The following is an 11,002-nucleotide window of genomic DNA, read 5'->3' on the forward strand; positions in this document are numbered from 1 at the left end:
TGGCAGGGATCTCACCGAAACTCAATGAAAGAATACATCATGACGCGTAGCTCCGTTTTGTTTGCCCTGATCTGCTCCGTCGCCGCGTCGCTGGCGCAGGCACAGGCGCCAGCGCCTGTTCCCGCCTCCGCCGTCTCGCTGAGCCCAGGCCCTGTCGCCGATAAATTGATTCTGATCGACAACAAGGTCGGCACGGGCAAGGAAGCGTCCGTCGGCAGCAACGTCACCGTGCACTACACGGGCTGGCTGTATCGTCCCCTGGCGAAAGATTCGCGCGGCAAGAAGTTCGACAGCTCCGTGGGCCGCGGCCCGTTTGACTTCCCGCTCGGCAAGGGCATGGTCATCAAGGGCTGGGACCAGGGCGTGGCCGGCATGAAAGTGGGCGGCAAGCGCACCCTGATCATTCCAGGCGAACTGGCCTACGGTCCGCGCGGCGCCGGCAATGGCGACATTCCGCCGAACTCGGCACTGATCTTCGACGTGGAATTGCTGGACGTGAAGTAATTGTTCAGTTTGGCGGCGGCGCATGCTCGCGCCGCCGCTAAAAGCGGTAGACTGGGGTTTCTTGAAATAGCGGAGATTCCTTCCATGAACATCGCCAACGACGTCACTGAACTGATCGGCAACACCCCCCTGGTGCGCATCAACCGCATCGCCGCCGGCAGTGTGGCCACCATCCTGGCCAAACTCGAATTCTACAATCCCGCGCACAGCGTCAAGGACCGCATCGGCCTGTCCATGATCGTCGCGGCCGAAGCCGCAGGCAAGATCCATGCCGATACCGTCATCGTCGAACCCACCAGCGGCAACACGGGCATCGCGCTGGCCATGGTGTGCGCCGCGCGCGGCTACCGCTGCACCCTCGTCATGCCCGACACCATGAGCCGCGAGCGGCGCATCCTGCTGCGCGCCTACGGCGCCGAGCTGGTGCTCACACCGGGCAGCGAAGGCATGCTGGGCGCCATCCGCAAGGCCGAGGAAATGGTCGCGGCCGACCCGCGCTATCTGATGCTGCAGCAATTCAACAATCCCGCCAATCCCGCCATCCACCGCGCCACGACGGCCGAGGAAATCTGGCGCGACACGGATGGACAAGTGGACATCGTCGTGGCCGGCGTGGGCACGGGCGGCACGATCACGGGCATCGGCGAAGTGCTGAAGGAACGCAAGCCCGGCGTGCAAGTGATCGCCGTGGAACCGGAAGCGTCGCCGATGCTGTCGAAAGGCACCAAGGGACCGCATCCGATCCAGGGCATCGGCGCCGGTTTCGTGCCGCAGATTTTGAACACGGCCATCTACGATGAAATCATCTGCGTCAAGAACGACGACGCGTTCGCCACGGCGCGCCTGGCCGCCAGCGATGAAGGCTTGTTGGTTGGCATCTCGTCGGGCGCCGCCCTGTGGGCCGCCCTGCAAGTGGCGCGCCGTCCGGAAAACGCGGGCAAGACCATCGTCACCATCATCCCGTCGTTTGGCGAACGCTACCTGAGCACGGCGCTGTACGCCGGCCTGGGCGACTGATGCAATAGCAGCGGCAGGGCTATCCCTTCCGCCAGCGCCCGGTTGCCCGCGTCGCCCGGGTGCAGGTGGTCGCCCGAGTCATAGGCGGGCAGCAGGCGCTGCGGGTGTGCGGGGTCGCGCACCCACGCATCGAAGTCGAGCACGGCGTCGAACGTGCCGCTGGTGCGTATCCACGCGTTCAGTTGCTGGCGCAGCGCATTTTTATCAGGCTGATAATAGTCGTCCAGGGGCGTGCCGGGCAGGGCGCCTGCGAACGGCGTCAGGGTGGCGCCGAGCACGCGCACGCCGCGGCAGCGGGCCTGGGCAACCAGCCGGGCGTAGCCGCTGCTCAGTTCCTCCAGTGTCGGCCGTGGTGCCCGTGGCGCAAAGGCCGTGCCAGGCCAGCTGATGTCATTGATCCCCAACAAGACGACGACCGTGCGCACGCCCGGCTGCGCCAGCACGTCGCGCTCGAAACGGGCCAGGGCGTTCTCGCCCATGCCGTCGGACAATAGCCGCCCTCCGGAAATGCCCGCATTGATCACGGCCACGCCCAGTGGCGCCAGGCGTTCCGCCAGCACGTCGGGCCAGCGTGCATCCTTCCCCAGGCTGGCGCTGGCGCCATCGGTGATCGAGTCGCCAAGGATGGCCACGGCTTGCGCCGCCGGCGCCGCCTCTACCTCGATAGCACTGAGTAAAAGACGCGCCGTGGTGCTCTGCACGCCGGGCGCCCCATCGATGCGCGCGGCCCGCGTCTGGTCCTGCGGGGCGATCCACGCCGTCTCGCGGCCATCCCAGTGAAACGTGGAGACGGGACTGGCTTGCGGCAGGTGGAGACTCACCGTCAGCCGCGCCAGGTCCGGCACGGACAGCTCGACGGGGTCGCTGACCAGGGGCGCGCCCGGCGCCACGCTGGCCGATGGCTGGCCGGCAAACGTCAGCGTGCGCAGGCTGCCAGGGTGGATCGCCGAACCGCTCTCGGCCAGGGCCACGGTGGCCGCGCCGATGCGCAGCGGCACCTTGCCGTAGGCGTTCGACAGCACGATGCGCACGCGCGGGCCGCCCACGCTGAGGCGCGCCACCTGGCGCACGGTCTGCGCTTGCAGCACGGCGGGTACGTTGGATGGGAAGAGGAAGTCGCTGCTCCACACGGCTTGCTGGCTGGCCGTCCAGCTGGCCAGCCAGCTGGTATCGGCGTTGGCCGCCTGGACCGGGCTGGTGCCGAATGCCAGGCTCAGCAGGGCGGCGGGGAGGAGGGATAATCGTTGCATGGCGGCTCGCTTCATCAAGGGGAATGTGTGCATGATGAAAGCAAAGCCATTTATGCACTAGACTATCTCATCGAAGAACATTTATGAGTTGAATTCACAATGGCAAGACTGGATGTCAACCGTTCCGGCGAGCTGGAAGTGTTTGTGCGCGTGGTCGAACTGGGCGGCTTTTCCGCCGCTGCGCGCGTTTGCGGCATGACACCGTCGGCCGTCAGCAAGCTCGTCTCGCGGCTGGAAGAACGCCTGGGCGCGCGCCTGCTGAACCGCTCCACGCGTCAGCTGCAGCTGACGGCCGAAGGCTGCGGCCTGTATGAACGGGGCACGCAGGTGCTGGCGGCCCTGGACGAGGCCGAGCGCTGCGCCGGTGCGCAAGATGTGCCGCGCGGCAAAATACGGGTGAATGCGAACGTGCCGTTCGGCCAGCATTTTTTGTTGCCGCTGGCGCCGCTCTTTCTGGAGCGCTATCCAGAGGTGACGCTCGACATCGTGCTCACGGATGCCGTGGTCGATATCCTCGAGCAGCGCACGGACGTGGCCGTGCGGGCCGGTCCGCTGAAAAGTTCCAGCCTGCTGGCGCGCAAGCTGGGCCAGACGCGCATGGCGATCGTCGCGGCGCCATCCTATCTGGCGCGGCGCGGCACGCCGCTGGCGCCCGCCGAGCTGGCAGCGCACAATTTGCTCGACGCCAATTACGCGCGCGCCCGCTCCGGCTGGCCGCTGCGCCTGCCCGAGGGTGACGTCGTCGTGCCTGTTACCGGCAATGCGCAGGCCAGCGATGGCGAAGCCTTGCGGCAACTGGCGCTGGCTGGACTGGGACTGGCGCGCCTGGCCGCCTTTCAGGTGCGCGCCGATATCGCGGCCGGCCGTTTGCTGGCCGTGCTGGAAGAATACAATCCCGGCGACAGCGAGGAAGTGCATGCCGTCTTCGTGGGGCAAGGCGGGCATGTGCCGCTGCGCGTGCGCGTCTTCCTCGACTTCCTGGCGCAGCACGTCGACTTGACTTGATGCGATAGGCTGCAGGCGGACACGGCCGCGCAGTACAATATCGGACGGGCCGCAATGGTTCGGCCCGTATTGTGCCTTTGAATGGAAATATGTTCCTGGTAAAACCTGAACGCCGCCGCCTGCTGCAGGTGGGCGCAACCGTGGCTGTCATCGCGCTGGGCCTGGCCTCGCGCGCCTATCCCCAATTCCTTCCCGCTGCATTGGGAAAATATCCGGGCGATGCCTTGTGGGCCATGATGATCGTCTTTGCGCTGGGCATCATTGCCACGCGCATGCGCACGTGGCAACTGGCCTTGTGGTCTTTGCTGATCTGCTTTGCCGTGGAATTCGGCCAGCTGATCCAGGCGCCGTGGCTCGTCGCGCTGCGCGCGCATCCGCTGGGCCACCTGGTGCTGGGCTCCACCTTCGGCTGGACTGACTTGATCGCCTATACGGCCGGTGTGGCGATCGCGGCGCTGGTGGACAAGATGATCTTGTTCAAGCGCCGCTAAGCTTTGATATGTGGGGCCAGTTCCTTCGGAATCGGAATGCGTCCCATTGGGACACATTCCCCTGACGGGACTAGCCCCATAAGTATCACTTTACGTTACCCTCCGCGTCGCGCACTTCCACCGGCGCCAGTTTTAGTTTGGACAACTGCGGGGCGATCTTCGCCTTGTCGCCCACGCCGATGACGATCAGCTTCTCCGGCTGCAGGTACTTTTTCGCCACCTGTTGCACCTGCTTGTCCGTCACGCTGGCAAGGCGCTGCGGCAAGGTCGTGTAATAGTCGAGACCCAGGCCGTAGATATACGCGTTCGCCATGCTGGCGCTGATGCTGGCATTCGTGTCGAACTGGCCCGGCAAGGACAGCACTTGCGAATTGCGCGCATTCGCCAACTCCTTGCCGCTCAAGGGCTTGGCGATCATGGCGCGGATTTCCTTGACGGTTTCCGACACGGCCGCACCCGTCACATCGGTGCGCACGCCTGCCGCAATCGAGAACGGTCCAGGCTGGCTGCGATACTGGAATTGCGAGCGCACGCCATAGGTGTAGCCCTTTTCTTCGCGCAAGTTGGTGTTCAGGCGACTGGTAAACAAGCCGCCCAGCGCCGCGTTCATCACTTGCAGCGGCGCATAGTCGGGCGTGGCGCGCGGCACGGCGATGGCGGACAGGCGCACGGCCGTTTGCGGCGCGCCCGGCTTGTCGACCAAAATCAGTTTTGCCTTCGTCGTCTGCGGTGCGGCGGCCACGGCCGGCGCCACCGCGCCCGCCTTCCAACTGCCGAACTTCGCTTCGGCCAGCGCCTTCAATTCCGCTTCGCCGATATCGCCCGAGACGATCAGCGCCGCATTGTTGGGCAGGTAATGCTGCTGCCAGAACGCTTGCAGGTCGGCACGGCTGGCCGCTTTCAGCGCCGCTTCCGTGCCCAGCTGGATATAGCCATACGGATGCTGCGGGCCATACAGGGCCGCCGCTTCCACGCGGGCCGCCACGGCGCCCGCGTTTTCGCGCTGCTGCGCCAGCTGGCCGAGGCGGCTGGCGCGCTGGCGTTCCACCTCTTCTTGCGGGAATTGCGGGTGCAGCACCACGTCGGCCAGCACGTCGAGCGCTTGCGGGAACGTGGCTTTGAGCGACGTCAGCTGGGCGAACGAGGCATCCGTGTTGGAGCCTGTGCTCAGCAGCGCGCCCAGCTGCGCCACGTCGTCGGCGATTTGCGGCGCGCTGCGCGTATTGGTGCCTTCCTGCAGCAATTGCGCCGTAAAGCTCGACAAGCCCGGCTGCGCCAGCGGATTGGCGCCCGAGCCGCTCTTGATGACCAGCTGGCTGGAAACGAGCGGCACGGCCCCGTTGTAGTGGTGGATCACGGTCAGGCCGTTCGCCAGGGTGAACGACTTTCCTTGCGGAAGCACGATCTTTGGCGCGGGACCGGCCTTCGGCACGGCATTGCGCCATGGCTCGTCCGCATTGATGGCCGTGCCTGGCGCAGGCTTGACCTTGCCCGGCGCCGGCGTCGGCACTTCCGCGCCCAGGTCCGGCGTGCCCGGCACGCCATAGACGACGACGCGCGACTGGTTCTTCAAATAGGTATCCACGGCGCGCTGCACGCCGGCCGCCGTCACCTGGCGGTAGCGCTCGATATCCTTGGCCAGGTAGCCGGGGTCGCCCACGTACTGGTTGTATTCGTTGAGCAAGTTGGCCACGCCGCGCCCGCCCATTTTTTCCACCTGGCTCAGCATATTGGTTTCGATGCTGTTGCGCGCCCGCTCCAGTTCCTTCTCGGTGGGGCCCTTGGCGCGCAATTGTTCCAGCTCCGCCTGCAGGGCTTGCTCGATTTCCTCGGGCTGGTGGCCCGGGCGCGCCGTCGCGTCGATGGTGAAGATGGAGGTGAGGGCGTTCGAGCCCTGGCTGGCGCCCACGTCCTGGGCGATCTGCTTGTCGTACACGAGGGATTTGTACAGGCGGCTGGACTTGCCGCCGGCCAGGATATGCGCGGCCATCGACAGTTCCGCGTCATCTTTGGTGTAGGCGGACGGCGTCAGCCAGGCCATGAAGACGCGCGGCAATTCGACCCGGTCCTGCACCACGATGCGGCGTTCCTGCGTGATGGGCGGCGTCACGACATCGGGTTTCGGCACGGCCGGGCCGCTCTTGAAGCTGCCGAAGTATTTGTTGACCAGTTCCTTGGTCTTCGCCTTGTCGATGTCGCCGGCGATCACCAGGCTGGCGTTGTTGGGGCCATAATATTTGGTAAAAAATTCCTTGATGTCGGCCAGTTTCGCGTTCTGGATGTCCGCGTGCGAACCGATGACGCTGGCGTAATACGGGTGGGTCTTGGGAAACAGCTGGTGGTACAGGGCTTCCTGCACGATGCCGTACGGTGCATTCTCCACGCTCTGGCGGCGCTCGTTGCGCACCACGTCCTGCTGGTTCGTCAGGGCCGTCTGGTCGAGCACGTCCAGCAGGTAGCCCATGCGGTCGGAATGCGTCCACAGGGCCAGTTCCAGCTGGTTCGACGGCACCGTGTCGAAGTAATTGGTGCGGTCGAAATCCGTGCTGCCGTTCGAATCGGTGGCGCCCGCGCCTTCGAGCAACTGGTCGGCCATGCCGCGCGGCACGTGCTTGGTGGCGGCAAACATCATGTGCTCGAACAAATGCGCAAAGCCCGTCAATCCCGGCGCTTCATTCGCGGGCCCCACGTGGTACCAGATATTGACGGCCGTGACGGGCAATTTATGGTCTTCCACGAGAATGACGTCGAGGCCGTTCGGCAAGGTGTATTTTTCGTAGGCGATGTTCGGTACGGACGTCGCGCCCATGGGGGCCGTCGTGGCGGCCTTGGCCGCATCGGCGGCGTGGGCCAGGCTCAAGGGGGCGCCGTACAGCGACAGCAACAGGGCGGGGAGGGCCAGCAGTTTGATCGGTTTCATGCATGTTTCCAGGGTAGGTGGAGAAGACGCTGCGGCTCGCTCGTGGCTGGCGCAGCGCGACGGTGCTACGGTCGGTGCTACAGTTTATACAGCAGGGCCGCGCCGCCCAGCACCAGCAGCGCGCTGGCGATGGAGACGATGGCGGCCGCGCCCAGCAAACGCCATTCGCGCGGCGTGAAGCCGGCGGTGGGCGCCGCCTGGTCGGCAAGGCTGGCCAGTGACCCTGGCGGCAGCTCAGGCAAGCCGCCTGCCGCACGCGCCTGCGCCGCCAGCGCCTGCGTGGCGGCGTCCAGCAGGGCCAGCTGGCGTTCGACGGTTTCCGCCAGCACGGCTTCGTTCAGCGCCACGAGGGCGAATATCGGGTCATCGACGTCGACCTTGATGCCCGTCTTGTCGAACACGTGGCTGCGCAGTGTGTGCCGGTCCATCTACCACTGCACCTTGTCGAGCTGTTCGAAGATGTCGCGGTAGACGACCTTGATGCGCTGCTTTTCCATGATGTTGAACTTGTCGTTCTGCAACACTTCCTGCATCGTCAGGCGCGCCGTGTTCATCTTCTTGACGTCCGCGCCGAAGGTGTCGGGATTGCGCTGGCTCAAGGTGATGCTGCCTTTGACGCGCGCGCGGTTGTCGGCATACGACTGCGATTCGACGAACTGCTTGCCGGACGCCGATTGCAGCAGGCCAAAGTGTTCGTTCTGCCACAGCACCAGCGGCACGGTCGTCGCTTGCGCCGTGGCGACAAAACCCGTGGCCGTGTCGTGCAGGGTGTCGCCGCCGCCGACGATGGTGTGGATGTACACCTTGCGGCCTGATTCCTGCAGCAGTGCGAAGCAGTCGTTTTCCAGCAGGTAGCCCATTAGTGGCGAAAACGTGTTCGCGCCATTGTCGACCACGCAGTTGCCGTCCGTGTCGAGAATGTCGATCATCAGCGCATCGAAGCGTTTCGGGTCGATGTTGCGCGCATCCGTCATCACGGGCACATGCTTGACGTTCATCGCCTTGTAGCGCGAAAAGGTGGCGTTTTCCTGATCGGTGTCATAGCAGCGCAAAGGCGTGTCGTCCTTGCCGCCTATCCACTGGGCCAGCAGGGTCGAGACGAGGGTCTTACCGATGCCGCCCTTGCCCTGCAGGATGAAATGTACCGTGTTTTGCATTGCGACTACTCCAAGTTGTTGCGTCAGTGACAATCAAAGATCCGTGACAGCGGCGCAGGCGCCAGGCCAGGCCACGACTGGCATTTTTACCACAATCCTTTGCAAATATGCCATGCGGAACAGCGAATCTGGTTATGATGTTAATCAGGATACCATTGATACAGAGCAAGTTTTGTGTGAAAAATCCACCCCAGAGTGTGAACGAGGACGCAGTGCCGATCTCCAGTCTCGATAAAGCCGACATTGACCGTCTGAATCAGCAGGCCCTGTCTTGCCTGGTCGGCAACCGCCGCCAGGCGCGCCGGCTGGCGCAGATGGCGCTGGCGGCGGCGCAACGACAACAGTATGCGCGCGGTGGCGCATATGCGGAACTCAATCATTGCTGGCTGGCGTATTACGCGGGCGAGGCCGAACCGTCGTGCGAGCGCCTGGGCGCGTATTTCCAGCACAGCGGCGACCTGGAAGGCGGCATGGAAGTGGCCGCCCTGCAGGGCGCATATGCGAGCCGGCGCGGCGATTTTTCCGGTGCCGAGCAGCACTTCCTGCAGGCGCGCAGCCAGGCCGCGCAGATACCGGACTCGCTGCACAAGTTCATGCTGTACGCGCGCCTGGGCGTCGATGCCCTGAACCGTGGCGATACGCAGGACGGCCCGCGCAATTTCCTGCTGGCGCTCGACATCGCCGAGCGCTTCGGCAGCCCCGCGCACCGGGTCAACAGCCTGTCGAACCTGGCGTCGTCGCAGCATGACCTGGGCAATGATGAAGACGCCATTCCCCTGCTGGTCGAGGCGCTCGACATCATCGGCACGCAGAAGCTGAAATATCAGCAAACCATCGTCTCGGCCAACCTGGCCATGTGTTTATTAGCCACCGGCAAGCCGGCCGAGGCGCTGGCGCTGGTGGAACCATTTTACGAGTGGTCGGAAGAAGACCTGGCCGTGCGCGCCTTCCTGTTCTGCATCGCCGCCCACGCGGCCATCCTGCTGGGCCAGCCCGAGAGCGCCTTGCAACTGCTGTTGCGGGCCGAAGAATATGCGCGCCGCGGCCAGGACCTGGAAGAGCAGATGCATGCGTGGCTGGTGCGCGGCAAGCTGGACCTGCACGCGGGCCAGACGGCGCAGGCGCTGGCGTCGCTGACGCAGGCGCACAGCCTGCTGAGCTGGACGCGCAATCCATTTCACCAGCAGCAGATTTTGCGGGGCTTGGCCGACATCAACGCCCAGCTGGGCGAATGGCAGGCCGCGTATGGTTTCCTGCAGCAATACCAGGCCGCCTACGAGGCCAGCAGCAAGTCGGCGCGCGCCTCGCGCAGCCTGATGCGCAACTTGGAAAAGGAGATGCACAGCCTGAAAGCCGAGCGCGACAAGGCGCTGGAACTGCAGGCGGCGCGCGAGACGGAAAATGCCAAGCTCGAGCACCTGAACCGCGAACTGGCGCACCAGATCCTGCACGTCAACTCGCTGCAGGACAGCCTGAAGGAACAGGCCATGCGCGACCACCTGACGGGCCTGTACAACCGCCGCCATTTTGAAACCTGCCTCAATGCCATCCTGCACGAGGCGGACGCGGATGCGCCCGTGGCCATCGCCATCATCGACCTGGATTTCTTCAAGCGCGTCAACGATACCTATGGGCATAATTTTGGCGACGAAGTGCTGATCCAGTTCGCGCGCTTGGTGGAGAGCCAGTTGCGCGGCAGCGACATGGTGTGCCGTTATGGCGGCGAGGAATTCTGTCTGCTGTTGCGCGAAGCCGACAGCAGCATCGCCGCGCACAAGATCGACGATATCGCCGCGCGCTACCGCCAGTTGCTGATCCGGCAGGCGCCGCACAGCTTGACGGGCTGCACCTTTTCGGCCGGCATCGCCGAATACCCGCGCCACGGCGCCGGCCGCCACGAGTTGCTGATGCGCGCCGACAGCGCCCTGTACGCGGCCAAGCAGGCGGGCCGCGACCGCGCCTGCATCGCCGACGCTACTGGATGAAACGCAGCAATTCGCGCAGGGCGTGCGTCACGGCCTGCTTGCGCACGGCCTGGCGATCGCCGGCGAATACGCGGCGCTGCGTTTGCACGCGTCCGTCCATGGCCCAGCCGAAGCAGACGGTGCCGACGGGCTTGCCCGGCACGCCGCCTGTGGGCCCGGCGATGCCCGTGGTCGAGACGGCCACCTGGGCTTCGCTGTGGGCCAGGCTGCCTTGCGCCATGGCGGCGGCTACTTCCTCGCTGACGGCGCCGTGTGCGGCGATCAGCTCGGCGGGCACGCCCAGCATGTCGGTCTTGGCGCCGTTCGAATAGGTGACGAAGCCCCGTTCGAACCAGGCGCTCGAGCCTGAAATATCGGTGACGGCCTGCGCCACGCCGCCGCCCGTGCACGATTCGGCCGTGGCCAGCAGCAGGCCCTTCGCCTGCAAGGCCAGGCCGACCGCGGTGGAGAGGGGGACGAGTTCGTTGCTCATGGATGACTCCTGCATGCGGTGAAAATGGTGGCAAGACTGTAGCATGGTCAATGGTAAAAGAAACTTTCCCCGGTCACAGCGAAAATGCGTACACTCTTTTATACATTTGCTACCACTTCGGGCCGGCAGGCGCTCTGTCGCTGCGCCACCCTGGTGCGCATCGCCCGAATCGGCAAGCGGCATGGTGCCGCGCCTTCGTAT

At 64.8% G+C, this 11,002-nt stretch carries 10 protein-coding genes; 5 read left to right on the forward strand and 5 right to left on the reverse strand.

Going from position 1 to position 11,002, the window contains the following annotated elements; all coding sequences use genetic code 11:
- Window positions 1-39 precede the first annotated feature (39 nt).
- Together GCN78_RS05515 and cysK are read left to right on the forward strand one after the other, a co-directional pair.
- Complete coding sequence (locus tag GCN78_RS05515) at window positions 40-504, forward strand: FKBP-type peptidyl-prolyl cis-trans isomerase (protein ID WP_034746152.1); 465 nt, start codon at window positions 40-42, stop codon at window positions 502-504.
- An 84-nt stretch (window positions 505-588) separates the two neighbouring features.
- Complete coding sequence (gene cysK, locus GCN78_RS05520; RefSeq protein WP_152250785.1) at window positions 589-1,521, forward strand: cysteine synthase A; 933 nt, start codon at window positions 589-591, stop codon at window positions 1,519-1,521.
- Here cysK and GCN78_RS05525 read toward each other — a convergent pair.
- Window positions 1,482-2,771, reverse strand: a complete 1,290-nt coding sequence (locus GCN78_RS05525) for an SGNH/GDSL hydrolase family protein (protein ID WP_226939482.1) — start codon at window positions 2,769-2,771, stop codon at window positions 1,482-1,484. The two genes, cysK and GCN78_RS05525, sit on opposite strands and share 40 nt — an antisense overlap.
- Before the next feature lie 99 nt (window positions 2,772-2,870).
- Here GCN78_RS05525 and GCN78_RS05530 point away from each other — a divergent pair, with 99 nt between their 5' ends.
- Window positions 2,871-3,776 carry a LysR family transcriptional regulator gene (locus GCN78_RS05530; RefSeq protein WP_152250786.1) on the forward strand — a complete coding sequence of 302 codons (906 nt, stop codon included), beginning with the start codon at window positions 2,871-2,873 and terminating at the stop codon, window positions 3,774-3,776.
- Window positions 3,777-3,865: 89 nt separating this feature from the next.
- A complete protein-coding gene (locus GCN78_RS05535; protein WP_152250787.1) occupies window positions 3,866-4,267 on the forward strand; it encodes a ribosomal maturation YjgA family protein in 402 nt (133 codons plus the stop codon).
- 85 nt (window positions 4,268-4,352) lie between these two features.
- On the opposite strand, the gene GCN78_RS05540 is transcribed toward GCN78_RS05535, so the two are convergent.
- The 3 genes from GCN78_RS05540 to GCN78_RS05550 form a co-directional block, all read right to left on the reverse strand.
- Window positions 4,353-7,187, reverse strand: a complete 2,835-nt coding sequence (locus tag GCN78_RS05540) for a M16 family metallopeptidase (protein ID WP_152250788.1) — start codon at window positions 7,185-7,187, stop codon at window positions 4,353-4,355.
- A gap of 77 nt (window positions 7,188-7,264) precedes the next feature.
- A complete protein-coding gene (locus GCN78_RS05545) occupies window positions 7,265-7,615 on the reverse strand; it encodes a hypothetical protein (RefSeq protein ID WP_152250789.1) in 351 nt (116 codons plus the stop codon).
- Complete coding sequence (locus GCN78_RS05550; RefSeq protein ID WP_152250790.1) at window positions 7,616-8,344, reverse strand: P-loop NTPase family protein; 729 nt, start codon at window positions 8,342-8,344, stop codon at window positions 7,616-7,618.
- Between the two features lie 212 nt (window positions 8,345-8,556).
- Here GCN78_RS05550 and GCN78_RS05555 point away from each other — a divergent pair, with 212 nt between their 5' ends.
- The gene (locus GCN78_RS05555) at window positions 8,557-10,329 is read left to right on the forward strand and encodes a GGDEF domain-containing protein (protein WP_226939483.1); all 1,773 of its coding nucleotides are present in this window, start codon (window positions 8,557-8,559) and stop codon (window positions 10,327-10,329) included.
- Here GCN78_RS05555 and GCN78_RS05560 read toward each other — a convergent pair.
- Window positions 10,319-10,801, reverse strand: a complete 483-nt coding sequence (locus GCN78_RS05560; protein ID WP_152250791.1) for a CinA family protein — start codon at window positions 10,799-10,801, stop codon at window positions 10,319-10,321. The genes GCN78_RS05555 and GCN78_RS05560 overlap by 11 nt on opposite strands.
- Between the last annotated feature and the right edge of the window lie 201 nt (window positions 10,802-11,002).

It is taken from the genome of Janthinobacterium rivuli (genome assembly GCF_009208735.1).
Taxonomy (GTDB): Bacteria; Pseudomonadota; Gammaproteobacteria; order Burkholderiales; family Burkholderiaceae_D; genus Janthinobacterium.

Bases quoted from the DNA above. Each gene is read 5' to 3' on its own strand.
- GCN78_RS05515 (WP_034746152.1), top strand. From the start codon at position 40: ATGACGCGTAGCTCCGTTTTGTTTGCCCTGATCTGCTCCGTCGCCGCG.
- cysK (WP_152250785.1), top strand. From the start codon at position 589: ATGAACATCGCCAACGACGTCACTGAACTGATCGGCAACACCCCCCTG.
- GCN78_RS05525 (WP_226939482.1), bottom strand. From the start codon at position 2,771: ATGCAACGATTATCCCTCCTCCCCGCCGCCCTGCTGAGCCTGGCATTC.
- GCN78_RS05530 (WP_152250786.1), top strand. From the start codon at position 2,871: ATGGCAAGACTGGATGTCAACCGTTCCGGCGAGCTGGAAGTGTTTGTG.
- GCN78_RS05535 (WP_152250787.1), top strand. From the start codon at position 3,866: ATGTTCCTGGTAAAACCTGAACGCCGCCGCCTGCTGCAGGTGGGCGCA.
- GCN78_RS05540 (WP_152250788.1), bottom strand. From the start codon at position 7,187: ATGAAACCGATCAAACTGCTGGCCCTCCCCGCCCTGTTGCTGTCGCTG.
- GCN78_RS05545 (WP_152250789.1), bottom strand. From the start codon at position 7,615: ATGGACCGGCACACACTGCGCAGCCACGTGTTCGACAAGACGGGCATC.
- GCN78_RS05550 (WP_152250790.1), bottom strand. From the start codon at position 8,344: ATGCAAAACACGGTACATTTCATCCTGCAGGGCAAGGGCGGCATCGGT.
- GCN78_RS05560 (WP_152250791.1), bottom strand. From the start codon at position 10,801: ATGAGCAACGAACTCGTCCCCCTCTCCACCGCGGTCGGCCTGGCCTTG.